Genomic DNA, 25969 nt, shown 5'->3' on the forward strand with positions numbered 1-25969 from the left:
GCCGGCGCCATGCACATCGTCTTCTTCGGCGATCAGCACCTGGACTCCCTCGGCGGGGCACAGGTGTCGATGCGGCTGCAGCGCGAGTTCCTCGAACGTGCAGGCCACACGGTGACCGTGGTCGCCCCGAAGATGCACGGGTCGCGCGCCTCGGACATCACGGACCCCTCGAACGTCGACCTGCCGTCCATACCGATCACCGTCGACCGTGAGTACTCGATGAGCTGGCCGGGGCGGGCGACCGATCGCTTCCTCGATCGCGCGATGACGCATCGCCCTCCCGTCGATCTCGTTCATGTGCAGGCGGATTTCTGGGGCGCGTTCATCGGGCACCGGTTCGCCGCGCGCCACGGCATCCCCGTCGTGCACACCCTGCACAATCGGGTCGATGTCGGCATCGCCGCCGTCACGCCTCTGCACCGCCCCGTGCTCGGAGTGCTGAACCTCTGGCGGCGCCGCGCGCTGCGCGGTGTCGCGGCACCGGTGGGTGGGACCGACGGTTGGGCGTTCCTGCGTGGCATCGCCAGTGGCGCGTCAGCCGTGACCGCTCCGTCGACCCACTTCGCTCGCCGGCTCGAAGAGCACGGGGTCTTCAGCCCGGTCGACGTCGTCTGGAACGGCATCGACGACGACGTGCGCGAGGCGACACTCGCCACCGCACCGACGGATCGCGCGCCGGGTCGGCCCCGTTTCGTGTGGCTCGGACGCATGAGCCCCGAGAAGCGACTGCTGCCGTTCCTCGAGGCCTTCGTCGCTTCGGGGGTCGATGTGGATCTCGAGATCATCGGCGGCGGGGCACAGCGCGCCGCTGCCGAGAAGATCGTCGCGGGCTCGGCGAACGTGCGGTTCGCCGGCAAGCTCAGCTACCCCGACACCCTCGCGCATATCGCTGCCGCAGACGCTCTGGTGCAGACCTCGATCGGCTTCGAGACGCAGGGCATGACGCCTTTCGAAGCGGCGACCCTCGGCACGCCGTCTGTGATCAGCGATCCCGACATCGCGGCCGAGCTCGGAGGCGGGCTCTGGGTCGTTCCCGGCGCTGCGGGAACCGAGGCGCAGCGCACGGCCGGTCTCGTCGAGACGCTGCGCCGCGCAGCAGCCGACATCGCCGCGGGCACCGCGCCGATACCGATGCGTGAAGTCTCTGAGGCGTTCCGCCAGTCGTCCAGGACTGCGGCGATGATCGAGGTCTACGAGCGCGTGCTCGCCGACTGAGGGCTGTTCTCGGGCACGACGTGCGCGAGTCGCGAAGCGCTCTGCGGGCTGGGGCTCTCAGAACCCGAAGTAGTAGAAGACGTTCGACACCCACGACACGAGCGTGCCGACGACCGTGCTGCCCGCCAGTCCGATCGCGATGGCGGCCAGCAGATGCGGTGCCGGACGCCGCAGAGCGATGAGGCCGAGCACCAGGCCGGTCGCCGCGACCGCGAGGACGAGCAGATTCACGAGGTTCGACAGGAAGTCGACGACGCCGAAGCCGAAGCTCATGTACATGAGCGGCGTGACGAGCTGGAAGAGCAGGCCGATCGCGACCCCGACCACCGCGATCAGGAAGGCCGTGCGTCCGAGGGCGCCGGGTCGGCCGGACGGGCCCGGGGCGTAGGGCTGGCCGGGTGCGCCGTAAGGCTGGCCCGGCTGGGTGTAAGGCTGGCCCGGCTGTGAGTACGGCTGGCCGGGGGCGCCATCCGGCTGGCCGGGCTGAGCGTAGGGCTGGCCCGGCTGAGCGTAGGGCTGGCCGGGCTGGGTGTACGGCTGGCCGGCCTGCGCGGGCTGGGCCGGCTGGGGCTGCTGTGGTTCGCTCATAGGTGGCTCCGGACGCTCAGTAGGTCAAGGCGTAGAAGAGATTCGAGACCCAGGCGACCAGGATGCCGGTGATCTGGGCCGCGGAGATGCCGATCGCGATGCCCGCGAGCACCTGCTGTCCCGGTCGCCGCACCGACATCAGGCCGAGGATGAGTGCCACGATCGCGACGATGAGTACCAGTCCGTTGCCGATCGCTCCGAAGGCGCCGATCGACGACGGGTCTGCGAGCATGCGGATGATCACCGGATAGGCGATGGTGACGAGGAGGGCGATGCCGAGCGCAGCCAGCGCCACGATGAACGCGAGGCGACCGAGCGGTGCGCCGGCAGATGTCGCGGACGATGGGGGAGAGCCGGGGTACTGCTGCCCGCCGTACGGCTGCCCGGGCTGCGGGTGCGCCGAATACCGGTTCTCCGCCGGTGGCGCGGGATGCCCCTGGTCGCGCGGGGGTGTCCCGTACGGCTGCGCGGGAGGCTGCTGCGGCTCGCTCATGGTGTCGAGCGTAGCCGCGCATCCGGTGAGCAGGAAAGCCTCGTCGGATGACCCGTCGCGGGTGAGTCCCGTCGGAACTCCTCGTGACGGCTCAGCGGTATGTGTGCCCTGTCTCGGCGCGGTCGAGGGTGTCGTGGTCGGCGACGCGCGACCAGTCGGTGGTCACACGACGGTATCCGTCACGGCGGAGTTCGACGATGGTGGCGATCAGCGCCCATGCGCCGAGTGCGAGAAGTGCGATGAGAAGGATCATGGCAGAAACGCTACGATCACTCTTGATCTGCCACGAGTGGCAGAATAGACTACGAGCGTATGAAAACTGCCAAACCCCCGGGAGAGCGTCATGATGAAGACCGTCGCCTGCGTCGTCCAAGACGGATTCGCGCCGTTCGAGTTCGGCCTCGCCTGCGAGGCGTTCGGCCTCGACCGGTCGAACGACGGGGTGCCGAACTTCGACTTCCGGGTCATCGCTCCGCATCCGGGTGTCGTGCAGTCCAAGCTCGGCTTCTCCATCAACGTCGAGCACGACCTGTCGTTCGCCTATGAGGCCGACCTCGTGGTGCTCTGCCCGGTGCCGCGGGAGTATTGGCCGAACATCGATCCGCTGCTGCTCGACGTCGCACGCGACGCGGTGGCGCGCGGCGCGTGGCTGCTGACCATCTGCAGTGCCTCGTTCATCCTCGGTGCTGCCGGAGTGCTCGACGGCCGCCGCGCGACCACGCACTGGATGTACTCCGACATCATGGCCGAGATGTATCCGCAGATCGACATCGACCCCGATGTGCTCTTCGTGCAAGACGGACGGATCATCACGAGTGCCGGCACCGCCGCCGGGATCGACGCCTGCCTGCACCTGCTGCGCCAGGAGCTCGGTGCCGAGTTGACGAACCGCATCGCTCGTCGCATGGTGGTGCCTCCGCAGCGCGACGGCGGTCAGGCGCAGTTCATCGACCGCCCGATCCCGGTGGTTCCGAGCGATTCGCTCGCCGCGGTCGCCGACTGGGCGGTCGAGCACCTTCGCGACGACCTGGGAGTCGATCAGCTCGCAGCCAGGGCGCTCATGTCCCCTCGCACCTTCGCCCGCCGCTTCAAGGCCGAATACGGCGCGACACCCGCGGCCTGGCTCGCCCGCCAGCGAGTGCTGCACGCCCAGCGACTGCTCGAGCGCAGTGAACTCTCGCTCGAGCAGATCGCCGACGAATGCGGTTTCGGGTCGGCTGCGGTGCTGCGGCAGAACTTCTCGCGCGTGCTCGGCACGACGCCGACCGCCTATCGGGCGCGCTTCTCGTGCATCGACGACGAAGAGACCACCGCGGCATGATCGGCATCAGCCCGCCGGTCGCCCGACGCCCGCTCGACGCCCGATCGGTGCGCTCTCAGTGGTCCCAGTGCCCGGGGCTCGGGAGCGCGCGGTAATCGACCTCGACCCCTGCGGGGGTGACGGAAGCCGTGCAGTACAGCAGCGACTGCGTGGGATATCCGTGCGGGCGGTTGTCGCGGATGATCGCCCGGTCGTCCTCGGGGTCGAGTCGGGCTGATGAGGCGAGCAGTGAGATCCACTCGCCGGTCCAGTCCGCGCTGGCGGCAGCCGGGCCCAGAGCGCGGAACTCCGGAAGCCACGCGGCGATGCGCGGTGTGTCGGAGTCGTCGAGATCATCGTGCGCGATCATGTGGATGCCGTCGCCGATCGGCGTCTCGCGCAGCTCGACGCCGTCCCAGCTCAGCACGCGCGATCCCTCGGGGCGCACCTCGAGCAGGTTGAACCCGTGCATGGGCAGCGGTGCGATCGGCGACCGGCCGGCCACCGACTCGAGTGCGAGCGATCCGCGTGAGAGGGCGACGTCGTCGGCGAGATCGACCACGTCGGCGCGGTTGAGCAGCACGGCGAGACGGCGTTCCGCCGGATTCACCGCGAGCCAGGCGCCGCCGGCTCGCCGGTCGCGGATCCCCGAGACCCCGGGGTGCGCGTCCGGCCACCATTCACCCAGGGCATCCCACTCGCGCTGCGGATCCTCATCACGCACCGCGAGCAGACGCGCGGTGTCGGAGCCGGCCACATCGATCACCACGGTGCACACGCCTTCAAGTCTAGGAGCGCGTCGCACTCCCGGGCCCGCAGCGCCGGATGCTGCGGCAGAATCGAAGCGTGAACATCGTCGTCGGAGTTACGGGTGGCATCGCCGCATACAAGACAGTGCACCTGGTGCGACTGCTGACCAAGGCGGGACACGATGTGACCGTGGTCCCGACGGAAGATGCGCTGCGTTTCGTCGGCACGCCGACGTGGGAGGCGCTGAGCCGGCATCCCGTCACGACGAGCGTGCACGACGACGTCGCGCGCGTCCGCCACGTCGCACTCGGCCAGGGGGCGGACCTGGTGATCGTCGCCCCCGCGACCGCGAACTCGATCGCGAAGATCACCGCGGGCATCGCCGACGACCTGCTCGGCACCACGCTGCTCGCCACAGAGGCCCCCGTGCTGCTCGCGCCCGCCATGCACGCCGAGATGTGGCGCAACGCGGCCACCCAGGCGAACATCGCGACCCTCGTCTCCCGCGGCATCCACCTGGTCGGTCCCGCGGACGGCGAGCTCGCCGGAGGCGACAGCGGGCCGGGGCGCATGTCCGAACCCGAGACGATCTTCGAGGCCGCCGTCGCGCTGCTCGCACCTCGCGATCTCGACGGTCTGCGTGTGGTGATCTCGGCCGGCGGCACCCGCGAGCCGATCGACCCCGTGCGGTTCCTCGGCAACCGGTCGAGCGGGCGGCAGGGCGTCGCGTTGGCCGCCGACGCGGCAGCGCGAGGAGCGGATGTGACCGTGGTCGCGGCGAACGTCTCGGGCGACGTGCTGGCCGCCGCGCGGCATCCGTCGGTCCGGGTGGTCTCCGTGGGGACGGCCGCCGAGCTCTCGACGGCGATGAAGGATGCCGCCCGCTCGGCTGACATCGTGATCATGGCCGCCGCGGTCGCCGACTATCGACCGGCGTCCGTCTCGGACCAGAAGCTCACCAAGGAGCAGGGGCTGCTGACGCATCTCGAGCTCGTCGAGAACGAGGATGTCGTCTCCGCCCTTGCGGTGTCGAGGGCCGACGGAGGAGCGCCGGAGGGTCAGACGATCGTCGCCTTCGCGGCAGAGACTTCCGAGGATGCCGACGAACGGCGAGATCGCGCTCGCCGCAAACGCGAGCGCAAAGGCGTCGACCTGCTCGCCGTCAACCTCGCGAACGCGGAGCAGGGTTTCGAGCGGGCCGACAACGCGGTCGAGATCGTCGGGGAGGGCGGCGAGGTCGTGGCCACCGCCGCGGGGACCAAGCGCGAGGTCGCTCGAGTGCTTCTGGACGCCGCACTGACTGTGAGGTAAACTTGAGTCAAGTCCACTCAACTTTGAGGACTGCATCCACGAGAACGTGACCAGAAGGAGTCTCCCAGGAGGAACGCATGCCAGGCCCACAGAGTGCACAGAACGACGACCAGCAGTCCGCCCTCGAGCAGTTCGGAATCAACCTCACCGACCGCGCCCGTCAGGGCAAGCTCGACCCCGTCATCGGACGGGACAGTGAGATCCGGCGCGTCAGCCAGGTGCTCACCCGCCGCACCAAGAACAATCCGGTGCTGATCGGCGAGCCCGGCGTAGGCAAGACCGCCGTCGTCGAGGGCCTCGCTCAGCGGATCGTCGCGGGCGACGTCGCCGAGTCCCTCAAGGACAAGGAGCTGGTGTCGCTCGACATCTCGGCGCTCGTCGCCGGTGCCATGTACCGCGGCCAGTTCGAGGAGCGCCTGAAAAGCGTCCTCAAAGAGATCACCGAGTCCGACGGGCAGATCATCACCTTCATCGACGAGCTGCACGTGCTCATGGGTGCGGGCGGCGGCGAAGGCTCGGTGGCGGCGTCCAACATGCTCAAGCCCATGCTCGCCCGCGGCGAGCTGCGCCTGATCGGTGCGACGACTCTCAACGAGTACCGCGAGTTCATCGAGAAGGATGCCGCGCTCGAGCGCCGCTTCCAGCAGGTCTACGTCGGCGAGCCCACGGTCGAGGACACCATCGCGATCCTCCGCGGGCTCAAGGGCCGCTACGAGGCGCACCACGGCGTGACGATCTCGGACAGCGCCCTGGTCGCCGCCGCTGCGCTCTCGAACCGCTACCTCCCCGCCCGGCAGCTCCCCGACAAGGCGATCGACCTGATCGACGAGTCGATGTCGCGGCTCAAGATGGAGATCGACTCGTCCCCCGTCGAGATCGACCAGCTCAAGCGCCAGGTCGACCGCATGAAGCTCGAAGAGCTCGCCCTCAAGCGCGAGAAGGACGCAGCCTCCAAGGAGCGTCTCGCGGCGCTCCGGGAGCAGCTCGTGGGCATGGAGGCGCAGCTCGCCGACCTCGAGGCCCGCTGGGCGCGCGAGCGTCAGGGGCTCAACCGGGTCGGCGACCTGAAGAAGAAGCTCGACGACGCGGTCACGCAGCGCGATCTCGCCATGCGCGAGGCCGACTACACCCGTGCCTCGAAGCTCGAGTACGAGACCATCAAGCGTCTCGAGCGCGAGATCGCCGAGGCCGAGCAGGCCGAGGCCGCCGTCTCGAGCGAGGGGCGCATGGTCAACGAGCAGGTCACCGACGAGGACATCGCCGCCGTGATCGCGGCGTGGACCGGCATCCCCGTGGGGCGTCTGCTGCAGGGCGAGAGCGAACGGCTGCTGCACCTCGAGTCCGAGCTCGGCCGTCGTCTGATCGGACAGAAGGATGCCGTCAAGGCGGTGTCCGACGCCGTACGGCGCTCGCGTGCGGGCATCAGCGACCCGGGTCGCCCCACCGGCTCTTTCCTGTTCCTCGGGCCGACCGGTGTCGGAAAGACCGAGCTCGCGAAGGCCCTCGCGGACTTCCTCTTCGACGACGAGCGCGCCATGGTGCGCATCGACATGTCGGAGTACGGCGAGAAGCACTCCGTCTCCCGTCTCGTCGGCGCCCCTCCCGGTTACGTCGGCTACGAGCAGGGCGGTCAGCTCACCGAGGCCGTGCGGCGTCGCCCCTACAGCGTGGTGCTGCTCGACGAGGTCGAGAAGGCGCACCCCGAGGTGTTCGACGTGCTGTTGCAGGTGCTCGACGACGGTCGTCTGACCGATGGCCAGGGGCGGACGGTCGACTTCTCGAACGTCATCCTCATCCTCACCTCCAACCTCGGCTCGCCGATCCTCATCGACCCGACGCTGTCGCCCGATGACAAGCGCGAGCAGGTGATGGCGTTGGTGCACCAGGCGTTCCGCCCGGAGTTCCTCAACCGCCTCGACGACATCGTGATGTTCTCGGCGCTCAGCCAGGACGACCTCGCGCAGATCGTCGAGCTCTCGATCGACCAGCTGCACAACCGTCTGCGCGACCGGCGGCTCACCCTCGCGGTCACGCCGGGTGCGCGGTCGTGGCTCGCCGAACGCGGATACGACCCGATGTTCGGTGCTCGTCCGCTGCGGCGCCTGATCCAGACCGAGGTGCAGAACAAGCTCGCGACGGCGCTGCTCTCGGGCGGCGTGCACGACGGCGACCTGGTGAGGGTCGACGTGGCGGCCGACGGCTCGGGCCTCGTGCTCACATCGACCGCGCCGGAGCCGGAGTACGTGACCGAGTCGGACGACGACGATGTGATCGACGCCGAACTGCTCGACGAGTAGAGCCGGACACAGAGCCCGACACAGAGCCGGACACAGAGCCGGACACGGGCGCCGAACACAGCAGAGGGGCGGATGCCGCAGCATCCGCCCCTCTGTCGTGTGTGCCCGAGTGGAACGTCAGGCGCTGAGGATGACCGTCTCGTCGATCGGGCGACGCACGCGGGGTGCGGTCTCGCCCTGCTGCAGGCCCTCGGGAAGGCCGGCGGCATCGCCGAGCTCGCCGACGGCGATCACGGTGACGGCCGAGAATCGCGGCGACAGGTCGGCGAACTCGCGGATGACCTCGGGGTCGAAGCCGCTCATCTGGTGCACGAGGAGACCCTCGTGGTGAGCCTGCACCGAGAAGTGCGCGACGGCCTGACCGAGGTCGTAGACCGCGTGGCTGATGGCCTTGCCCTCTTCGGACTCGGTCTCGGCGATCGCGACGACGAGCGCCGACGCCTTCGAGGCCCAGAGCTGGTTGAACTCGACCAGCGAGTCGACGACCTGGTCGAACAGTGCGGTGCCGCGGCGAGCGACGATGAACCGCCACGGCTGCAGGTTGTAGGCGGACGGCGACCAGCGCGCGGCCTCGAGCGCGGCGTTCAGCTTGGCATCGTCGATCGTGTTCTCCGCGTCGTAGGCGCGGGGGCTCCAGCGCCCGGCGAGGACGTCGAGGACGGGGTGCTCGGTGGGGGCGGTGCGGTCGATCACGGGAGTGCTCACGGAAGTGCCTTTCAGAAAGGAGTCGATCGGACTCCTTCGTCCGGGTACGAGGGTCTCAACGGATGTATGTGCATGCATATTCCCGATGACGGGATATGACGTCGTCGGGCTGTGGAAGACGCAGGAGCGGGCTCAGTCGAGCAGGTTGCGGGACGCGGCGGAGGCGAGCGCCCGCCGCACGGCGCGGATCGACGGGGCCGCCGCGGACACACGCCTGGCCGACGAGAAGATCTCGCGACGCGGCTCGTCGGGGAGCGCGGTGAGTGCGACGGCCGGCGCCTCTCCGGCCCAGACGAGCTCCGGGAGCAGGCCGACGGCGAGGCCTGCGCGGATCAGGCGCACATGAGCGGTGAGGTCGGCGACCTCGAAGCGCACGTCGGGTTCGAAGCCCGCGGTGCGACAGAGCTGCTCGGCCCACGCGCGGGAGGCGGTGCCTGCGGGTTCGAGTACCCAAGGGTCGTCCCTCGTCGACCACAGTGCGGCGACGGCATCTTCGGCCCCCTCGGCATCTGCGGCGCCGGGTCGCCGCGCGAGTGCGATCGAGTCGTGCACGAGCACCACGCGGTCGAGGTCGGCGTGGATCGGACGGGTGCGCCCCGGGTACTGCTCGGCGAGGATCAGATCGAAGTCACGGCTCGAGACTCCGACGAGCCCGGTCTCGGGGTCGCTCTCGGTGACCTCGACGCGCAGGGCCGGATGCTGCTCGCGCAGCGCATTGAGCGCGCCGGGCAGCAGCGAATGCGCCGTCGACTGGAAGACGGCGATATGCACGGTGCCGGTGACCTCGGTGAGCGACTCGGCGACGGCGACCTCGGCGTGCTCGAGCTGGTCGAGGATGCCGACCGCCTCGGCCACGAGCACGTTTCCCTGCGGTGTGAACTGCACGCCCCGGCCGACGCGGCGCAGCAGCGGGACACCCACCTCGCGTTCGAGCGCGCTGAGCTGCTGAGACACGGATGCCTTGCTGTACGAGAGCGCATCGGCGACGGCCGACAGGGTGCCGCGACGGGACAGTTCGACCAGCATCCGCAGTCGATTGACGTCGAGCATCCTCACCGCTTTCTCGCCGAGCGAATCGTTCACTTCAGCTGAACAGAAACGACTCGGATCGGTTGATAGACGTAGCCTACTCGCGCGTCTGACAATGATCGAGCCGCACACGTACCCGGTGTGCGATCCCCTGGAAGGTTCACCCTGATGACTGTCGTCGCCGACACCACCACTCCCGACACGACGCCTCGCACCGAAGAGGTCGCGGCCCTCGTGCAGCGCTGGCTCACCGAGAGCGAGACCCACCCCGTCGAGCCCGCCGCCCAGCGCCTCTCCGAAGTCCTCAAGGACCCGAACGGCCTCGCCTTCACCGTCGGCTTCGTCGACGGCGTGATGCGCCCCGAAGACCTCAGCGTCGCGGGCCGCACGCTCGCCGAGCTGTCGGAGATCACTCCTTCGCTGCTGCCCGGCTACCTCCGTGCCGCGATCAAGACCGGTGGCTTCTGGGCTCCCAAGCTCCCCGGTGTCGTCGTGCCGATCTCCCGCCGCGTGCTGCGCGCGATGGTCGGGCACCTCGTGCTCGATGCGACCCCGTCGAAGCTGGGCCCCGCGATCGCCAAGCTGCGCAAGAGCGGCAACCGCCTCAACCTCAACCTCCTCGGCGAGGCCGTGCTCGGCGAGCGCGAAGCAGGTCGTCGCCTGCAGGGCACCTACGACTTCCTCGCCCGCAAGGACGTGGACTACGTATCGATCAAGGTCTCGAGCGTCGTCAGCCAGCTGTCCATGTGGTCGTTCGATGAGGCCGTGGCCGACGTCGTGACCAAGCTCACCCCGCTGTACGAGCTCGCCGCGACCTCCGAGGCCGCCGGCAAGACCAAGTTCATCAACCTCGACATGGAGGAGTTCCGCGACCTCGACCTCACGATCGCGGCGTTCACCAGCATCCTCGACCAGCCGGGCCTCGAGAACCTCGAGGCCGGGATCGTGCTGCAGGCCTACCTGCCCGACGCACTCGGCGCGATGCAGCAGCTGCAGGAGTGGGCCACCGCCCGTCGTGCGAAGGGCGGAGCGCCCATCAAGGTGCGTGTCGTCAAGGGAGCGAACCTCGCGATGGAAGAGGTCGACTCGAAGGTGCACGGCTGGCCGCTCGCCACATACGGCACCAAGCAGGACTCCGACACGAACTACAAGCGCGTACTCGACTGGTCGATGACGCCCGAGCGCATGGATGCCGTGCGCATCGGCGTCGCAGGCCACAACCTGTTCGACATCGCGTACACCTGGCTGCTCGCGCAGGAGCGAGGTGTGACCGATGCCGTCGAGTACGAGATGCTGCTCGGCATGGCGACCGGCCAGGCCGAAGCCGTCCGCAAGGACGTCGGCCAGCTGCTGCTGTACACACCCGTGGTGAACCCGGCCGAGTTCGACGTCGCGATCGCCTACCTCGTGCGACGTCTCGAAGAGAACGCCAGCCCCGAGAACTTCATGTCGGCCGTGTTCGAGCTGGCCTCGGATCCCGCGCTGCTGACCCGCGAGCGCGAGCGCTTCGAGCGCTCGCTCGCAGGCCTCGAGGCCGACCGCTCGGTGCCGTCGTCGAACCGCGTGCAGGACCGCGCGGCCGAGGCGGAGACGCAGGCGGATGCTGTGACTTCCGGCTTCGAGAACCAGCCGGACAGCGACCCGGCGATCGCCGCGAACCGGGCGTGGGGTCGCGAGATCCTGGCGCGCTCCGTGGACTCGACGCTCGGTCTCGACTCGATCGCCCTCGCCAAGGTCGAGACGACCGATGAGCTCGACGGCATCTTCGCCGCCGCATCCGCCGCCGCGGCGACGTGGGCCGCCCTGCCCGCCGCCGAGCGCGCCGCCGTGCTGCACCGCGCGGGCGACGAACTCGCCGCCCGTCGCGGTCAGCTGATCGAGATCATGGCGCACGAGGCGGGCAAGACGATCGCCGAGGCCGACCCCGAGGTCTCGGAGGCGATCGACTTCGCTCACTACTACGCCGAGCGCGCGCTCGACCTCGAGACCGTCGACGGGGCCGACTTCGTGCCGTCGAAGGTGACCGTGGTCACGCCGCCGTGGAACTTCCCCGTCGCGATCCCCGCGGGCGGCGTGCTCGCCGGCCTCGCCTCGGGCTCGGGCGTCGTCATCAAGCCTGCGAAGCTCACCCAGCGCTGCGGCGCCGTGATGGTCGAGGCGCTGTGGGCGGCGGGCGTTCCCCGTGACCTGCTCGCGCTGGTCGACCTCGCGAACCGCGACCTCGGCACGCGTCTGGTCGCGAGCCCCGAGGTGGATCGCGTGATCCTCACCGGCGCGTACGAGACGGCGCAGCTGTTCCGCTCGTTCCGCTCGGACCTGCCTCTGCTCGCCGAGACCAGCGGCAAGAACGCGATCATCGTCACGCCGTCTGCCGACCTCGACCTCGCGGCCGCCGACGTCGCCCGCAGCGCCTTCGGCCATGCGGGCCAGAAGTGCTCGGCGGCGTCCCTCGCGATCCTCGTCGGCTCGGTCGCCGACTCGAAGCGGTTCGAGCGTCAGCTCGTCGATGCGGTCACGTCGATGCGGGTCGGCCTGCCCGAAGACCCGGCGACCCAGATGGGTCCGATCATCGAGCCTGCGAACGGCAAGCTGCTGACCGCGCTGACCACGCTCGAGCGAGGCGAGCGCTGGCTCGTCGAGCCGAAGAAGCTCGACGACGAGGGAAAGCAGTGGACGCCCGGTGTCAAGATCGGCGTCGCGCCCGGGTCGACCACCCACCTGACCGAGTTCTTCGGTCCCGTGCTCGGCATCATGCACGCGAAGGACCTCGACGAGGCGATCCGTCTGCAGAACGCCGTGGACTACGGCCTCACCGCCGGCATCCACTCGCTGGACTCCGACGAGGTCGCCACCTGGCTCGACCGCGTCGAGGCCGGCAACCTCTATGTCAACCGCGGCATCACCGGCGCGATCGTGCAGCGCCAGCCGTTCGGCGGCTGGAAGCGGTCGGCCGTGGGAGCGGGCGCGAAGGCCGGCGGACCGAACTACCTGTTCGGCCTCGGCGACTGGGCTCCCGCAGAGCTCCCCGCCGCCGCGCCCGGCGCCGCCGTGATCCCCGCAGTCGATGCGCTGCTGGCTGCAGCAGGCTCCGACCTCGGCGCCGTCGAGATCGAGTGGCTGCACCGTGCGGCAGCCGCGGACGAGCGGGCGTGGACCACCGAGTTCGGCACCGTCAGCGACAAGTCCGGCCTCGGCGTCGAGCGCAACGTGTTCCGGTATCGTCCGGTCGCCGCCGACGTGCGTATCGGGGAGTCGGCGGCGTTGGCCGACGGCATCCGTGTGATCGCCGCAGCCCTGCGCAGCGGCAGCCCGTTCACGGTGTCTGCTCCTGCTCTGCCGTCGCGGGTCGAGAAGGCGCTGCGCGCGCAGGGCATCACCGTGACGCACGAGAAGGACGCCGCCTGGGTCAAGCGCTTCGCCAAGGCCGCGGGGAAGGCCGAGCACAGCTGGCAGCGGGTGCGTCTCGTCGGCGGCGACGCCTCCGCTCTGTTCGAAGCCCTCGGCGGAACCCCCGATGTCGCCGTCTGGTCGCATGCCGTCACGGGTGCCGGACGGGTCGAGATGCTGCCGTTCCTGCACGAGCAGGCCGTGTCGATCACGAACCACCGGTTCGGAAACCCGACGACCCTGTCGGACGGCCTGATCTGACCCGTTCCGTCACCATTGAAAGACGAGGCCCCATCCTGCAGATGTCAGCAGGATGGGGCCTCGTCGATGGAGGGGTGTCCGAGCGGCTTCAGCCGCGCAGGGCCTCGCCGAGCTTCACCCGCGAGCCCATGCGCAGCAGCGAGTTCTCGTAGATCTTCGCGCCGACGACGATCGCGGCGACGCAGCTCGCGAGCAGGATCACCAGGCTCAGCAGCGGCTCCCACCACTGCGCCTCGCCCACGAACAGACGCATCGGCATGCCGACCGGAGCCGAGAACGGCACGTACGACATGATCGTCAGCACCAGCGGGTTGTCGTTGAAGACGATCACGAGCACGTACGGCGCCATCACCAGCATCGTGATCGGGGTCGTGGTCGAGCCGATGTCCTCCTGACGCGAGACCATCGACGCCGCTGCGGCGAAGAGGGCCGCGAGCAGGATGAAGCCGAAGAGGAAGAACACCGCGAACCAGATGATGGGTGCGCCGAGCGTCGACAGCACCTCTCGTTGGCCGGTCGCTATGAGCCCGATCGTCGCGACCGCCGCCAGCGCCAGGATCTGCCCCATCGCGAGGATCGTGTTGCCGACAACCTTGCCCGCGAGCAGGGTGCGCGCCGAGATGGTCGACAGCAGGATCTCGACCACGCGGGTCTGCTTCTCTTCGACGATGCTCTGGGCGATCGTGCCGCCGAAGGTCGCCGCAGCCATCATGAACACCAGACCGAAGGCGATCGCGATGAAGGACCGCAGCAGCGGGTTGGTCGTCGCGGGTTCGAGGATCTCGACCGTCGGGGCCTGCGACAGCGCCGACACGAGACTCGTCGGGGCGTCTTTGAGTGCCACGACCGTGACACCCGTCGGACCGTCGCCGGGGAGGACGGCGGCGTCGACCTTCTCATCGCGCAGCAGCTGCTCGGCTGCCGCCTGATCCGACACCTCTGTGATGTCGATGTCAGGCAGGGCCGACACGAGAGATGCGGTCTCGGAGGTCACCGCCACCGGCATCGCATCGGTGTTCTTGCTCGCGAAGCCGCCGATCACGATGCCGGCGAGCGCGATGAGCAGCAGGACTCCCGTCGAGATCAGAAAAGCCTTGCTGCGCAGCTTCGACCCGATCTCGCGCTCGGCGACGAGCCAGATCATCGAGGCCTGCGAGCCGGAGCCGGAGCCGGAGCCGGAGCCGGAGCCGGCGGACCCGGTGCTGTTCGAGGTGCTCACTGGATGACCTCCTTGAAGATCTGGGCGAGAGAGGGATGCTTGGGGGCGAAGCTCGCGACGTCGCCGCGTTCGACGGCGGTGCGCAGCACGCGCTGGGCGACCTCGGGGTCGTCTGCGTCGAACAGGGCGTAGCCGCCCTCGAAGTCGAGCACGGTGACGCCCGGCTCGGCCCTCAGCCACCCGGCGTCACCGGCGGAGACCAGCTCGTACCGGCTGCCTGCGTGCTGCGCGCGGAGCGCATCGCGGGAACCGGATGCGCGGATGGTTCCCGCGGCGAGGATCACCAGGTCGTCGCACAGCCGTTCGACGACGTCGAGCTGATGCGAGGAGAACAGGATCGAGGCGCCCTTCGCCGCCGACGACTGCAGCACCGACGCCACGACGTCGACCGCGAGCGGGTCGAGACCCGAGAACGGCTCGTCGAGGATCAGCACCTCGGGGTCGTGCACGAGGGATGCTGCGATCTGCGCGCGCTGCTGGTTGCCGAGCGAGAGCGACTCGATCGTGTCGCCGAGGCGCTCCTCGAGGCCGAGCTCGGTGAGCAGGGCGGTCGCGCGGTCCGTGGCATCCGCCTTGCTGAAGCCGTGCAGGCGGGCGAGGTAGACGATCTGCTCGAGCACCTTCATCTTCGGATACAGACCGCGCTCCTCCGGCATGTATCCGAAGTGGCGGCGGTCGGCGCTGGTGAGCGCCTTGCCGTCGAGTTCGACATGGCCGCCGTCGGAGCCGAGCAGCCCGAGGACGATCCGCATGGTCGTGGTCTTGCCTGCGCCGTTGCCTCCGACGAACCCGGTGAGACGCCCGGGGGCCACCTCGAACGAGACGTCGTCGAGCACACGCCGCGAGCCGTAGCTCTTGGTGATGCCGCTCAGTACGAGCTTTCCTGTGGTCATGCCCTCACGCTATGGCGGGGCGTGGCACCGCGGCATCCCCCCTGTGGCGGATCTGTGCGGGTGATCTGCGCCTCGCCCGTCTCGCCGGATGGCCCGGGCATCCGCCGTGCGGGGGAGCGCGCTGCCTCAGCTCAGGAACAGGAACGAGAAGATGCCGATCGCGAACGGGGCCATGGTCACCACGAGCATGACCCCGACGATGATGCCGACGATCAGCCACGGGCTTCGGCGCTTGAGGCGCTGACCCGGCGGGGCCACGCCGGGAGGAGGGGTGAGCAGACCCTGCGGCGGCGCGAACGGAAGCGCAGGGCCTGCCGCAGGCCCCGGGGCTGCTGCCCCGTAGCCGGCGGGGAGGGGCGGATGCTGCGTGACCGGCGCGGACAGTCGCAGCCGGTCGTCGCGCCACCGCGCCCACTGGTCGAGTTTCGTCAGCAGAGCGCCGACCGCGCCGAACAGCCACGCCCAGGTCGCCGGGTCGAGCGTCGACACCTCGCGGCGTGCGTAGAGGAAGAGCCAGTCGTCGACGATCTCGACGTCGAGCTGTGCCGCGTGATCGATGAAGCGCGCCATGACGTCGGGGGTGAAGAGGTAGAGGGCGTCGACCTCGTAGCCCGCAGGGCAGAACAGCGAGAAGTACCGGTCGAAGTCGCCCTCGAGCGAGAGTCGCTGATCTCCGCTGAACGCGCCGGCCACGGTGCTGCCGAGGGTGTTGTTGCCGAGCGCGTCGAGCACGATGTTCGGCAGCGGGACGTCGAGCTTGACGGCGACGTAGCCCCAGCGGTGCGTCTGCGACTGCTTGCCGTTGCTCGTCGTGTACTGGTAGTTGCCGAACTCGACGAACCGGGGTTCGACCCCGCGGAGCACGTCGGTCGACATCCGGCTCGAGCCGCTCGAGAAGATCATCCCCGGCAGAGGCGGGTCATCGATGCGCTCGAAGTAGCTCATCGCATTCGCTCCCGCGAAGCGCGCGAGGCGGAAGCGGGTCAGATTGCGCGTGCGGATGCCTCGACGCACGAGCATCACGATTCCCACGATGAGACCCGCGAACAGCAGCAGGGCGAGGAGACCGGCGACCGCGACCCCGGTGCCGCGTCCGATCGTGTACCCAAGGCCCAGGATCATGATCCCGATGACGGGCACCACGCACAGCAGGGCGAAACCCGCAGCGACCCACGCGACGATCTGCCCGGCGGAGGAGCGGTTGGCGGCGCGCTGGGCCCGGGCGAACGCGTCGACCTCGGCGGGGTTCACCGGGTCGAGCAGTGCGCGGGCGTCGAAATGACCGGCGGGAGTGCCGGCTGACGGGACGGGCGCTGGTGCGGGAACGGTCACGCACCCACGCTAGCCGAGCAGATCGGCCGAGGCCCTAGTGCTTCCCGAGGTGCAGCGCCGTGCGCACGAGCAGACCGGCGACGAGCGCCCAGAACGCGGCGCTCACGCCCAGCAGCGAGATGCCCGATGCCGCCACCAGAAAGGTCACGACGGCGGGGATGCGCTCGCCGGGGTCGTCGATCGCCTGCTGCACGGACGCCCCGAACGCCCCGAACAGTGCGAGTCCGGCGACCGCGGGGATCACGGCGTCGGGTGCGAGGAGGACGAGGGCGGCGAACGCGGCGGAGAACCCACCGAGCACGAGATAGGAGGCCCCGGTCGAGACGCCGGCCACCCAGCGCCGTCTCGGATCGGGATCGGCGTCGGGGGATGCCGCGAGCGCGGCGCTGATCGCCGCGAGGTTGATCGCGTGGCCGCCTGCCGTGGCGCCGAGCGCGGTGCCGAGACCGGTGACGAGCATGGCGGGGCGCCAGGGAACCTCGTAGCCGAAGCTGCGCATGATCGCGATGCCCGGCACGTTCTGCGACGCCATCGTGACGATGAACAGAGGCAGCGCGACACCGATCATGGCGCCGAGCGTGAACGTGGGCGCCGTGAGTTCGAGGCGGGGGACCAACAGGCCGGCATCGACCGGGGCGCCCTCCTGGATGAGTGAGACGGTGACCACGACCGCGGCGGCGAGGAATGCGAGCGGAACCGCCCAGCGCGGTGCGAGACGGGCGAAGACCAGCCAGGTCAGCACCACCGGCACCACGCCCCAGGGGTTCGCGACGATACCGGTGACCGGCGCGAGGCAGAGGGGCAGCAGGACGCCGGCGAGCATCGCCTGCGCGATGGACGGAGGGATGCGCGCGATCAGCGCGCCGAGTGCCGGCCAGAGTGCCGTGAGCAGGATCAGCGCCGCTGCGACGAGGAACGCGCCGACGGTCGCAGGCCAGCCGCCCTCGACGACGCCGGTCGCGGCGAGCAGCGCTGCGCCGGGCGTCGACCAGGCGACGGTGATCGGCATCCGATACCGCCAGGCGAGCACGACGCAGGCGAGTCCCATCGCGACGCTGAGGGCGAGCAGTCCGCTGGCCGCCTGCACCGGTGTCGCGCCGACCGCGCCGAGGCCCGTGAGCACGACGGCGAACGAGCTCGTGAATCCGACCAGTGCGGTGACGATCCCGGCCAGGATCGGTCGGGAGAGGGGTGCGGCGGTCGGCATCCTCCGAGCGTATAGGGGCAGTGGTTACGTGAGTCCCATGCGGTGCGCGAGCACAACCGCCTGCACACGGTCGCGGGCGCCGAGCTTCTGCAGGATCCGTGAGACGTGGGTCTTCACGGTGGCCTCGCCGATGAACAGCGCGCTCGCGATCTCGGCGTTGCTGCGGGCATCCGCGAGCAGCGCGAGCACCTCCGCCTCGCGATCGGTGAGCGGGTCGACGAGCACCACAGGGGCTGCAGGGGCGACGACGGGGCCTGATGTCTGAGCAGCTGTCGGAGCAGCCGCCGGCGCGGGCGCGTGGGCGAATCGGGCGAGCACCCGGCGGGTGACCTCGGGCGCCAGCATCCCGTCTCCCGCCGCGAGTGCGCGAACGGCGGCGATAAGGTCTTCGGCACCGGCGTTCTTCAGCAGGAAGCCGCTCGCTCCGGCATCCAGCGCCTGATAGAGGTAGTCGTCGCGGTCGAACGTCGTGACGATCGCGATGGCTGCGGCGATCCCGGGGTCGGCGGCGATCCGCCTGGTCGCCTCGATGCCGTCCATGTCGGGCATCTGCACGTCCATCGTGATGACGTCGGGGTGCAGAGCGGATGCCTGCGCCAGCGCCTCGGCGCCGGTGGCCGCCTCGCCCACGACCGTGATGTCGGGCTGGGTGTCGAGGATCGTCCGGAATCCGGCACGCAGCATCGCGTGGTCGTCGACGAGCAGGACCCGGATCGGAGCGGCGGGTGCGGGCGTGGTCATGAGGTGGGACTCGTCTCGATCTGCTGCTCGGTGTGCGGATCTGACACAGGTGCTGTGCCGGTCTGCAGTGCTGTGCCGCCCAGGGGCACGCGGGCGCGCACGCGCAGCCCGCCAGAGGGTCGAGGTGTCATCTCAAGCGTGCCGCCCGATGCCGCGGCTCGCTCGCGCATGCCGAGCTGACCCAGACCCGGTCGCAGCACGGCGACCGATCGTCCCGTGTTGACGACCTCGACCTCGACGCCCCCGTCGTCGTAGCGGACGCGCACGTCGGCCGTGGCGCCGACTCCGGCGTGCCGGCGGGCGTTCGTCAGCGACTCCTGCGTGATGCGGTACAGGTTCACGGCGACGACCGAGGGCACGGCGACCGGCTCGCCGATCACCGCGTAGTCGGTGGGGAGTCCCGCTTCGACAGACGCCTCGACCAACGAGCGGATGTCGTCGAGGGTCACGGTCGACGCGGCATCCGGTGCCTCGCTGCCGGGGGAGCGCAGGGTCTCGAGCAGCTGCCGGAGCTCGTGGATGGCATCGCGCGCCGACCCCTCGATGCCGGTCAGGATGCTCTTGGACTTCTCCGGATCCTGGTCGATCACGAGACGAGCGGCGCCTGCCTGGACGCCCATGACCGACACGTGATGGGCGACCACGTCATGCAGCTCGCGGGCGATGCGCACGCGGTCGAGGGCGACGGCTTGAGCCGCGGTCACCTCGCGCTCTCTCTCGAGCTCGGCCGTGCGCTGCTCGAGCACCTGACGCTCCTGCGCGGCATGCCACGAGCGCTCGCCGAAGTAGTACGCGCCGCCGAAGTAGAGCACGTTCAGCAGCAGTTGGATGAGCATGAAGGCCAGATAGGGCGAGAGAAGGCCCGCCGCGACCTCGGCCTTGTCGGCCTCCTCGATCGCCTGGCGGTACATCGTGATGATGAGCCAGACGAACATGCCGACGATGATCGAGACGCGCACGATCACCGCGGCTCTGCGATTGTTCATCCACGCGCCCACCGTGTACAGCGACACGAACATGGCGATGTTGCCCACGTAGATCTCGGGCACCTGGAACGAGATCGCGAGGAAGTACGCGACGCAGACGGCCACGGCGACGGGGCCGGGCCAGCGACGCCGCACACCGAGCGGCACGGTGACGGCGACCGCGTAGACGAGCGCGGTCCACGGCTCGGCCCTCGTGTCGCCGTAGATCTCGGCGACCGTCGAGAGGGCGGCGCTCAGCACCGCGCCCACGAACATCACGGCGGCGAGGATGAGGTCGCTGCGCTGCTCGCGGACACTGGGCGTGCGGGTGAACGGCGCTGCGGGCATTCCCCCACCGTAGATCGAAGGCGGATGGTGCGGCATCCCCCGCACGGGGGATCACCTCGCCACCGCAGCCGGTGTCGGGGATTCTGGGAGAATCGACCGTGACCTCGACCCCGCCGCTCGCGACGCCCCGGCTCGCCCCGCTGTATCTCGCCGGCTTCACCACCGCGTTCGGCGCGCACGGCATCGCCGCCGCCCTCGGTGCCGAGACCGAGGACATCGGCTGGACGCTGCTCGCGTTCGGCCTGACCCTCGCGCTGTACGACCTCGCCGAAGTGCTGCTCAAGCCGTTGTTCGGTGCGCTGAGCGATCGCATCGGCGTGCGCCCTGTGATCATCGGAGGGCTTCTCGCGTTCTCGGCGTTCTCGGTGGTCGGCGCCGTCGTGCCGGGGATGCTCGGACTCGTGATCGGGCGGTTCGGGCAGGGCGCCGCGGCATCCGCCTTCTCGCCGTCGTCATCGGCCGCGGTCGCCCGGCTCACCGACGACACCACGCGGGGCAAGTACTTCGGTCGCTACGGCTCGTGGAAGAGCCTCGGCTACGCGCTCGGCCCGCTCCTGGGCGCTGTACTGGTCGTCTGGGGTGGCATGCCTGCGCTGTTCTGGGCGCTCGCGGTGCTCGGGCTCGGCGCCGCAGCCTGGGTCGCCCTGGCGGTGCCCTCGGTGTCGGTGCTGCCGCGCAAGCGCGTCACGCTCGTCGATCTGGGACGCGAGCTGGCCGCCCCCGCCTTCGTCATCCCGACCCTCGCGCTGGCCGCGACGACCGGGGCGCTGGCAGTCGCGGTCGGCTTCCTGCCGCTGCTGGGTCGCCAGGCCGGACTCGACACCGTAGGGAGCATGGCGATCGTGACCGTGCTCGCCATCGCATCGAGCGTCGCTCAGCCCTTCGTCGGCGCCGCACATGATCGGGGGCGCATCTCGGTGCGACTCGGCACGGTCGGCGGGCTGCTCCTGATCGCCGCGGGGATAGCGCTCGCCGCCGTGACGCAGGTGCCCGTCGCGCTCGTCGCCACCGCACTGCTGGTCGGTGTCGGGGTCGGCGTCGCGACGCCCATCGCGTTCTCGCACCTGGCCGCATCGACACCGCCGGAACGCATGGGGCGGACGATGGGCAGCGCCGAACTGGGGCGGGAGCTCGGGGACGCGGGCGGTCCGCTCGTCGCAGGAGCCGTGGCGACGGCATCCGTCCCGGGCCTGGGTCTCGGGGTCGTCGCAGCCCTCACCGCGGGGGCGGGCGCGCTCGCGCTGCTGGGCCTCCGGCGTCGAGCGGATGCGGAGATCTCGGACGGAGCCGAGCCGATCCGGTGATGCTTGAAGATGCTCTTGACGGCGCACTTGCATTTTGCAAGTATCAGCACATGAGCCTCTTCATCACCTGCCCCGTCGAGAGCGTCGACCGGGCCACAGAGTTCTACACAGCCCTCGGCTGGACCCTCAATGCCGAGATGTCCGATCACAACGTGTCGTGCTTCGCGATCGCGCCCGAGCAGTACGTCATGCTCGGCAGTCGCGAGATGTATGCGAGCGTCGGTGGCACGGAGGACGTGATCGGCGGACCGGACACTCCGTCGAAGGTCACGGTCTCGTTCGACCTCGACAGCCGGGAGGCAGTCGACGCTCTCGTCGAGCGCGCCGCTGCCGCCGGTGGGCGGGTCGGCGACACCGACGACTACCCGTTCATGTACCAGCGCCAGTTCGACGACCCCGATGGCTACCACTACTCGCCGTTCTGGATGAAGCCGGGCTCCGACCAGACCGCGTGAGCGACCTGGCCGCAGCCCTCGACATCGTCGGGGCCCGGTGGGCGCTGCTCATTGTGGAACGGCTGCTCGACGGGCCGCAGAGGTACGGCGATCTGCAGCGCGATCTCGGGGTGCCGACGAACATGCTCGCGACCCGTCTGCGCGAGCTCGAGGCGGCGGGCGTGCTGAGCAGGCTTCCTCTCCGGCACAACACGCGTGCCTACGCGCTCACTGATCGCGGCATCGCGTTGCGGGAGGCGATCGAGGCGCTCGGCCGCTGGGGTGAGGAGCGATCGGATCCCGTCGACCGGACACCCTCCCGCGACTCCGAGTGAGCGCATAGTGTGAGCCGTGTCATCGTGCAGGATCTCTCGTGCAAAGGAGCACTCTGATGGCCGGACGCATTCTGATCGACCTCTTCATGACCCTCGACGGCGTCGCTCAGGGGCCTGGCGGCACTGACGAGGACACCTCGGGAGGGTTCGAATTCAGCGGCTGGCAGGCCGGATATCCGTCGTCGGGCATGGGGGAGACCGTCTCGCAGGGGATGCAGCAGCTCGACGCCCTGCTGCTCGGGCGTCGGACGTACGACATCTTCGCCGCATACTGGCCCCATCACACGGAGGGGCCGTCAGGTGAGATCGGCAGGCTCTTCGACAGGGTGCCGAAGTATGTGGCGACGCGGGATGCCGACATCACGCTCGATTGGCAAAACAGTCACCGGGTGGGCGAGGACCTCGCTGCTGAGATCGCCGAGCTGCGGGCGCAGCACCACGAGGTGCATGTGATCGGCAGCATCGACTTCGTGCACTCGCTGCTGGCCGAGGGGCTCTTCGACGAGCTCAACCTGTGGGTCTACCCGATCCTGCTCGGCGCGGGCAAGAAGGTCTTCGACGAGGGCGCCATGCCGTCGGTGCTGCGGCTGCTCGACCCCCCGATCGTCGACGACAGCGGTGTGATGCTCCTGCGCTACGGCCGCACGGACCGCGCGCCCGGAGTCGGGACCTTCGAAGATTGATCGAGTCGGCGCGTCAGCCGAGCAGGCGCTCGATCACCCTGGCGACGCCGTCGTCGTCGTTTGAGGTCGTCGTCTCGTCTGCGGCGTCCTGCACGACGTCGTCGGCATCGGCCATCGCGACCCCGCGGCCGGCCCAGCGGAGCATCTCGACATCGTTGAGCGCATCGCCGAAGGCGATCACGTCGCGGCGGTCGATCTCGAGGTGCTCGCAGAGTCGGGCGAGGCCGGTGGCCTTGGTGACCCCCTCAGCCATGACCTCGACGAACGGCGCTCCCGACAAGGTGGCCTCGAAGCCTGTGAGGCCGAGTGCCTGCAGCGACTCGAAGAGGTCGGTGGGGGCGAGCTCCGGATGCCGGATCACGAACTTCAGACTGGGGGCCGCGAGCACCTGGTCGAGCGCGACGCCGCCCATCGTGCGCGGGTCTCGTTTGTGGTCCGAGAGATCCGCGATGTCGGCGTAGCCGTGCTGGGCGACGAACGTCTCACCGCCCTCACGCACGCTCGCGAAGAGCAGCCCGGGGATGCTGGCGCGCAGCGCCTCGGCCAGAGTGCGGATCGTCTCGGCCGGAAGCTCCTCGGCGAACAGCATCCGCCCGTCTGTGAGGTGCGTCGCGTAGGCGCCGTTGCTGCACAGCGCCCAGTCGTCGAAACCGGCGCCACCCGCAAGGGCACGCAGACCGATCGGCTGCCGGGCGGTCACGGGCACGACGTGGATGCCGCGGGCCCGCGCCGCGTCGAGTGCCGCTCGTGTGCGCGGCGTGACCGTGGACGACGAATCGAGAAGGGTTCCGTCGAGATCGGTGGCGATCAGTCGGAGAGGCACAGCGCTCAGGAGAAGATCATCGGCAGGTCGTCGTCTTCTTCCGCGCCGCCCAGGTCGAACTCGACGACCACGGGGACGTGGTCGCTCGGCTGCTCGCCCTTGCGCTCGTCGCGGTGGATCGAAGCGCCGGTGACCGCATCCGCGAGCGTCTTCGAGCCGAGGACGAAGTCGATGCGCACGCCTTCGTTGCGCGGGAACTTCAGGCGCTGGTAGTCCCAGTAGGTGAATCCCTCGGGGATCAGCGGTCGCACCACGTCGGTGAGGCCCGCGTCGGCGAACGCGAAGAACGCCTGACGCTCCTGCGGGGAGACATGCGTCGAGACACCCTCGACGATGTCGGGGTCGCCGTTGTCCTTGTCGAACGGGATGATGTTGAAGTCGCCGACCAGCGCGAGCGGCAGATCGGGGTTCGCCGACAGCTCGGCGGCGGTCGCCTTCTTCAGCTCCTCGAGCCAGTGCAGCTTGTAGGTGTAGTGAGGGTCCTCGAGCGAGCGGCCGTTGGGCACATACAGGCTCCATACCCGCACGCCGTCGACGAGCACGCCCAGCGCTCGCGCCTCGAGCGGAGCGTCCGGTCCCTCATGGCCCTTGGCGAAGCCCGGCATGCCGTCGAAAGAGGTGCGCACGTCGGTGATCGGCAGGCGGCTCGCGATCGCGACGCCGTTCCACTGATTCAGGCCGTGCACCTCGACGTGGTAGCCGGCCTCTTCGAAGGGCCCGTACGGGAACTGCTCGGGCTTGCACTTGATCTCCTGCATCGCCAGCACGTCGATGTCTTCTCGGACGGCGAACTCGACGGTGCGGGTGACACGTGTGCGGATGGAGTTGACGTTCCAGGTGGCCAAGCGCATGCGTCAAGCCTAGGGCCCACCTCCTACACTGGATGCCGTGACCGCACTCGACGCAGACCGCCAGACCCTCCTCGACCTGATCAAGGACGAGGCGGTGTTCCACGGAGACTTCACGCTCTCGAGCGGCAAGAAGGCGACGTATTACGTCGACATGCGCAAGCTCACCCTCGATCACCGCGCGGCTCCCGCGATCGGCCGCATCATGCTCGACCTGATCGGCGACCTCGACGTCGTCGCGGTCGGAGGCCTGACGCTCGGCGCCGACCCCATCGCCAACTCGGTGCTGCACGCCTCGGTCGCCGCCGAGAAGCCGCTCGATGCCTTCGTCGTGCGCAAGGAGCCGAAGGACCACGGTCGAGGCCGACAGATCGAGGGCGCGGACGTCAAGGGCAAGCGCGTCGTGGTGCTCGAAGACACCTCGACCACCGGGCAGTCGGCGCTCAAGGCCGTCGAGGCGCTGCGCACGGAGGGTGCCGAGATCGTCGCCGTCGCTGTGATCGTCGACCGCAAGACCGGCGCTCAGGCCGCGATCGAAGCCGAAGGCCTCGAATGGCGTGCGGCCTTCGACCTCGACGACCTCGGACTCGACCCCCAGTGACCCGCTACGCCCTGGCCGTCGACGTCGGCGGCACCAAGATGGAGGCCGCGCTCGTGAGCGAGCACGGCGAGCTGGTCGACGGCAGCCGCTCGCGCCGGGCGACCGGCCGGGATGCCACTCCCGCGTCGCTCGACGACGCGGTGATCGCGATCGTGACCCACGCTCTGGCCGCTGTGCCGGCGGATGCCGACCTCGTGGGCGCCGGTGCCGGAAGCGCCGGACCCATCGACCGTGCCGCCGGAGCGATCATGCCGGTGAACATGCCGCTCGCGCGGGGCTTCGGTCTTGCGGAGTCGGTGCGCTCGGCGGCATCCGCTGCACTCGGCCGGGAGGTTCCGACCATCCTCGGCCATGACGGTGGCGCGCTCGCCCTCGCGGAATCCTGGCTCGGCGCCACGCAGGATGCCGGTGCCTCGCTGTCGATCGTCGTCTCGACCGGCGTCGGCGGCGGATTCGTCGTCAACGGCGCGTACATTCCCGGAGCCACCGGCAACGCCGGGCATCTCGGACAGGTGCGTCGCGAAGGCGGACTCACCCTCGAGGAGATCGCCTCGGGGCCCGCGAGCGCCGCCTGGGCTCAGCAACAGGGCTGGACCGGAGCCACCGGCGAGGACCTGGCTCGGGATGCCGCCGCGGGCGACACCATCGCCCGTGCCGCGATCGAGCGGTCGGCGAAGGCGGTCGGAGAAGCGCTCGCGGATGCCGCGACCCTCGTCGATCTCGACATAGTCGCGATCGGCGGCGGGTTCTCTCGCGTGTCCGCCGACTACATCGACCTCGTGCAGCGGGCCCTCACCGCGAGCGCTGCGCACGAGTACTCGCGGCGTACCCGGGTCGTGCGCTCGGGACTCGGTGACGAGGGGCCGCTCATCGGCGCCGCGGCACTCGTCCTGCGCTGAC

25 protein-coding genes are annotated in these 25969 nt (G+C 69.6%); 11 read left to right on the top strand and 14 right to left on the bottom strand.

Going from position 1 to position 25969, the window contains the following annotated elements:
• Positions 1-9 precede the first annotated feature (9 nt).
• Entirely contained in the window at positions 10-1215 is a 1206-nt protein-coding gene (locus tag ACQ4LY_RS06880; RefSeq protein ID WP_431075271.1) for a glycosyltransferase, read from the top strand.
• A gap of 57 nt (positions 1216-1272) precedes the next feature.
• Here ACQ4LY_RS06880 and ACQ4LY_RS06885 read toward each other — a convergent pair whose 3' ends face one another.
• The 3 genes from ACQ4LY_RS06885 to ACQ4LY_RS06895 all read right to left on the bottom strand — a co-directional run bounded on the left by ACQ4LY_RS06885 (position 1273) and on the right by ACQ4LY_RS06895 (position 2549).
• Positions 1273-1803, bottom strand: a complete 531-nt coding sequence (locus ACQ4LY_RS06885) for a hypothetical protein (RefSeq protein WP_431075272.1) — start codon at positions 1801-1803, stop codon at positions 1273-1275.
• A gap of 16 nt (positions 1804-1819) precedes the next feature.
• Positions 1820-2296, bottom strand: coding sequence for a hypothetical protein (locus ACQ4LY_RS06890; protein ID WP_431075273.1), 477 nt, complete (start codon positions 2294-2296; stop codon positions 1820-1822).
• A 91-nt stretch (positions 2297-2387) separates the two neighbouring features.
• On the bottom strand, positions 2388-2549 hold the full coding sequence (locus ACQ4LY_RS06895) for a hypothetical protein (RefSeq protein WP_431075274.1): 162 nt from the start codon (positions 2547-2549) through the stop codon (positions 2388-2390).
• A gap of 93 nt (positions 2550-2642) precedes the next feature.
• Between ACQ4LY_RS06895 and ACQ4LY_RS06900 the strand changes: the two genes are divergently transcribed.
• Positions 2643-3617 (top strand): GlxA family transcriptional regulator, encoded by a 975-nt coding sequence (locus ACQ4LY_RS06900; RefSeq protein ID WP_431075762.1) that lies wholly within the window; start codon positions 2643-2645, stop codon positions 3615-3617.
• 55 nt (positions 3618-3672) lie between these two features.
• Here ACQ4LY_RS06900 and ACQ4LY_RS06905 read toward each other — a convergent pair whose 3' ends face one another.
• Positions 3673-4374 carry an NRDE family protein gene (locus tag ACQ4LY_RS06905; protein WP_431075275.1) on the bottom strand — a complete coding sequence of 234 codons (702 nt, stop codon included), beginning with the start codon at positions 4372-4374 and terminating at the stop codon, positions 3673-3675.
• A 68-nt stretch (positions 4375-4442) separates the two neighbouring features.
• On the opposite strand from ACQ4LY_RS06905, the gene coaBC reads away from it, so the two are divergent.
• Both coaBC and ACQ4LY_RS06915 read left to right on the top strand, forming a co-directional pair.
• The gene (gene coaBC, locus ACQ4LY_RS06910; RefSeq protein WP_431075276.1) at positions 4443-5657 is read left to right on the top strand and encodes a bifunctional phosphopantothenoylcysteine decarboxylase/phosphopantothenate--cysteine ligase CoaBC; all 1215 of its coding nucleotides are present in this window, start codon (positions 4443-4445) and stop codon (positions 5655-5657) included.
• A 77-nt stretch (positions 5658-5734) separates the two neighbouring features.
• Positions 5735-7954 (top strand): ATP-dependent Clp protease ATP-binding subunit, encoded by a 2220-nt coding sequence (locus ACQ4LY_RS06915; RefSeq protein ID WP_431075277.1) that lies wholly within the window; start codon positions 5735-5737, stop codon positions 7952-7954.
• A gap of 117 nt (positions 7955-8071) precedes the next feature.
• Here the strand turns inward: ACQ4LY_RS06915 and ACQ4LY_RS06920 are convergent, their stop codons facing one another.
• Positions 8072-8659 carry a nitroreductase family protein gene (locus ACQ4LY_RS06920; RefSeq protein ID WP_431075278.1) on the bottom strand — a complete coding sequence of 196 codons (588 nt, stop codon included), beginning with the start codon at positions 8657-8659 and terminating at the stop codon, positions 8072-8074.
• 132 nt (positions 8660-8791) lie between these two features.
• Positions 8792-9709, bottom strand: coding sequence for a LysR substrate-binding domain-containing protein (locus ACQ4LY_RS06925; protein WP_431075279.1), 918 nt, complete (start codon positions 9707-9709; stop codon positions 8792-8794).
• 147 nt (positions 9710-9856) lie between these two features.
• On the opposite strand from ACQ4LY_RS06925, the gene ACQ4LY_RS06930 reads away from it, so the two are divergent.
• Positions 9857-13336, top strand: coding sequence for a bifunctional proline dehydrogenase/L-glutamate gamma-semialdehyde dehydrogenase (locus tag ACQ4LY_RS06930; protein WP_431075280.1), 3480 nt, complete (start codon positions 9857-9859; stop codon positions 13334-13336).
• 88 nt (positions 13337-13424) lie between these two features.
• Here the strand turns inward: ACQ4LY_RS06930 and ACQ4LY_RS06935 are convergent, their stop codons facing one another.
• The 6 genes from ACQ4LY_RS06935 to ACQ4LY_RS06960 form a co-directional block, all read right to left on the bottom strand.
• Positions 13425-14555 carry an ABC transporter permease gene (locus ACQ4LY_RS06935; protein ID WP_431075281.1) on the bottom strand — a complete coding sequence of 377 codons (1131 nt, stop codon included), beginning with the start codon at positions 14553-14555 and terminating at the stop codon, positions 13425-13427.
• Positions 14552-15448, bottom strand: coding sequence for an ABC transporter ATP-binding protein (locus ACQ4LY_RS06940; RefSeq protein ID WP_431075282.1), 897 nt, complete (start codon positions 15446-15448; stop codon positions 14552-14554). The genes ACQ4LY_RS06935 and ACQ4LY_RS06940 overlap by 4 nt, the downstream gene beginning before the upstream one ends.
• Before the next feature lie 126 nt (positions 15449-15574).
• Positions 15575-16780, bottom strand: a complete 1206-nt coding sequence (locus tag ACQ4LY_RS06945) for a hypothetical protein (protein WP_431075283.1) — start codon at positions 16778-16780, stop codon at positions 15575-15577.
• A gap of 34 nt (positions 16781-16814) precedes the next feature.
• Positions 16815-17987, bottom strand: a complete 1173-nt coding sequence (locus ACQ4LY_RS06950) for a benzoate/H(+) symporter BenE family transporter (protein WP_431075284.1) — start codon at positions 17985-17987, stop codon at positions 16815-16817.
• A gap of 24 nt (positions 17988-18011) precedes the next feature.
• Positions 18012-18728, bottom strand: a complete 717-nt coding sequence (locus ACQ4LY_RS06955) for a response regulator (protein ID WP_431075285.1) — start codon at positions 18726-18728, stop codon at positions 18012-18014.
• On the bottom strand, positions 18725-20041 hold the full coding sequence (locus ACQ4LY_RS06960; RefSeq protein ID WP_431075286.1) for a sensor histidine kinase: 1317 nt from the start codon (positions 20039-20041) through the stop codon (positions 18725-18727). The genes ACQ4LY_RS06955 and ACQ4LY_RS06960 overlap by 4 nt, the downstream gene beginning before the upstream one ends.
• A 98-nt stretch (positions 20042-20139) precedes the next feature.
• Here ACQ4LY_RS06960 and ACQ4LY_RS06965 point away from each other — a divergent pair, with 98 nt between their 5' ends.
• Genes ACQ4LY_RS06965 through ACQ4LY_RS06980 form a run of 4 tightly spaced genes read left to right on the top strand, consistent with a single transcriptional unit; the run spans position 20140 to position 22797 of the window.
• Entirely contained in the window at positions 20140-21345 is a 1206-nt protein-coding gene (locus ACQ4LY_RS06965; RefSeq protein ID WP_431075288.1) for an MFS transporter, read from the top strand.
• Positions 21346-21395: 50 nt separating this feature from the next.
• Positions 21396-21800 carry a VOC family protein gene (locus tag ACQ4LY_RS06970; protein ID WP_431075289.1) on the top strand — a complete coding sequence of 135 codons (405 nt, stop codon included), beginning with the start codon at positions 21396-21398 and terminating at the stop codon, positions 21798-21800.
• Positions 21797-22114: a winged helix-turn-helix transcriptional regulator gene (locus ACQ4LY_RS06975; RefSeq protein ID WP_431075290.1), complete on the top strand. Its 318-nt coding sequence runs from the start codon at positions 21797-21799 to the stop codon at positions 22112-22114. The genes ACQ4LY_RS06970 and ACQ4LY_RS06975 overlap by 4 nt, the downstream gene beginning before the upstream one ends.
• 56 nt (positions 22115-22170) lie before the next feature.
• On the top strand, positions 22171-22797 hold the full coding sequence (locus ACQ4LY_RS06980; RefSeq protein WP_431075291.1) for a dihydrofolate reductase family protein: 627 nt from the start codon (positions 22171-22173) through the stop codon (positions 22795-22797).
• 13 nt (positions 22798-22810) lie between these two features.
• Here ACQ4LY_RS06980 and ACQ4LY_RS06985 read toward each other — a convergent pair whose 3' ends face one another.
• Both ACQ4LY_RS06985 and ACQ4LY_RS06990 read right to left on the bottom strand, forming a co-directional pair.
• On the bottom strand, positions 22811-23620 hold the full coding sequence (locus ACQ4LY_RS06985; protein ID WP_431075292.1) for a Cof-type HAD-IIB family hydrolase: 810 nt from the start codon (positions 23618-23620) through the stop codon (positions 22811-22813).
• 5 nt (positions 23621-23625) lie between these two features.
• The gene (locus ACQ4LY_RS06990) at positions 23626-24471 is read right to left on the bottom strand and encodes an exodeoxyribonuclease III (RefSeq protein WP_431075293.1); all 846 of its coding nucleotides are present in this window, start codon (positions 24469-24471) and stop codon (positions 23626-23628) included.
• A 37-nt stretch (positions 24472-24508) separates the two neighbouring features.
• On the opposite strand from ACQ4LY_RS06990, the gene pyrE reads away from it, so the two are divergent.
• Together pyrE and ACQ4LY_RS07000 are read left to right on the top strand one after the other, a co-directional pair.
• The gene (pyrE, locus tag ACQ4LY_RS06995) at positions 24509-25069 is read left to right on the top strand and encodes an orotate phosphoribosyltransferase (protein WP_431075294.1); all 561 of its coding nucleotides are present in this window, start codon (positions 24509-24511) and stop codon (positions 25067-25069) included.
• Positions 25066-25968 (top strand): ROK family protein, encoded by a 903-nt coding sequence (locus ACQ4LY_RS07000; protein WP_431075295.1) that lies wholly within the window; start codon positions 25066-25068, stop codon positions 25966-25968. Before pyrE ends, ACQ4LY_RS07000 begins: the two co-directional genes overlap by 4 nt.
• Position 25969: the final 1 nt, after the last annotated feature.

This window comes from Microbacterium phyllosphaerae (assembly GCF_050628115.1).
Classification (GTDB): domain Bacteria; phylum Actinomycetota; class Actinomycetes; order Actinomycetales; family Microbacteriaceae; genus Microbacterium; species Microbacterium phyllosphaerae_A.

Coding starts and splice junctions, on each gene's coding strand:
- ACQ4LY_RS06880 (WP_431075271.1), top strand. CDS start 10: ATGCACATCGTCTTCTTCGGCGATCAGCACCTGGACTCCCTCGGCGGG.
- ACQ4LY_RS06885 (WP_431075272.1), bottom strand. CDS start 1,803: ATGAGCGAACCACAGCAGCCCCAGCCGGCCCAGCCCGCGCAGGCCGGC.
- ACQ4LY_RS06890 (WP_431075273.1), bottom strand. CDS start 2,296: ATGAGCGAGCCGCAGCAGCCTCCCGCGCAGCCGTACGGGACACCCCCG.
- ACQ4LY_RS06895 (WP_431075274.1), bottom strand. CDS start 2,549: ATGATCCTTCTCATCGCACTTCTCGCACTCGGCGCATGGGCGCTGATC.
- ACQ4LY_RS06900 (WP_431075762.1), top strand. CDS start 2,643: ATGAAGACCGTCGCCTGCGTCGTCCAAGACGGATTCGCGCCGTTCGAG.
- ACQ4LY_RS06915 (WP_431075277.1), top strand. CDS start 5,735: ATGCCAGGCCCACAGAGTGCACAGAACGACGACCAGCAGTCCGCCCTC.
- ACQ4LY_RS06925 (WP_431075279.1), bottom strand. CDS start 9,709: ATGCTCGACGTCAATCGACTGCGGATGCTGGTCGAACTGTCCCGTCGC.
- ACQ4LY_RS06930 (WP_431075280.1), top strand. CDS start 9,857: ATGACTGTCGTCGCCGACACCACCACTCCCGACACGACGCCTCGCACC.
- ACQ4LY_RS06940 (WP_431075282.1), bottom strand. CDS start 15,448: ATGACCACAGGAAAGCTCGTACTGAGCGGCATCACCAAGAGCTACGGC.
- ACQ4LY_RS06950 (WP_431075284.1), bottom strand. CDS start 17,987: ATGCCGACCGCCGCACCCCTCTCCCGACCGATCCTGGCCGGGATCGTC.
- ACQ4LY_RS06955 (WP_431075285.1), bottom strand. CDS start 18,728: ATGACCACGCCCGCACCCGCCGCTCCGATCCGGGTCCTGCTCGTCGAC.
- ACQ4LY_RS06960 (WP_431075286.1), bottom strand. CDS start 20,041: ATGCCCGCAGCGCCGTTCACCCGCACGCCCAGTGTCCGCGAGCAGCGC.
- ACQ4LY_RS06970 (WP_431075289.1), top strand. CDS start 21,396: ATGAGCCTCTTCATCACCTGCCCCGTCGAGAGCGTCGACCGGGCCACA.
- ACQ4LY_RS06980 (WP_431075291.1), top strand. CDS start 22,171: ATGGCCGGACGCATTCTGATCGACCTCTTCATGACCCTCGACGGCGTC.
- ACQ4LY_RS06990 (WP_431075293.1), bottom strand. CDS start 24,471: ATGCGCTTGGCCACCTGGAACGTCAACTCCATCCGCACACGTGTCACC.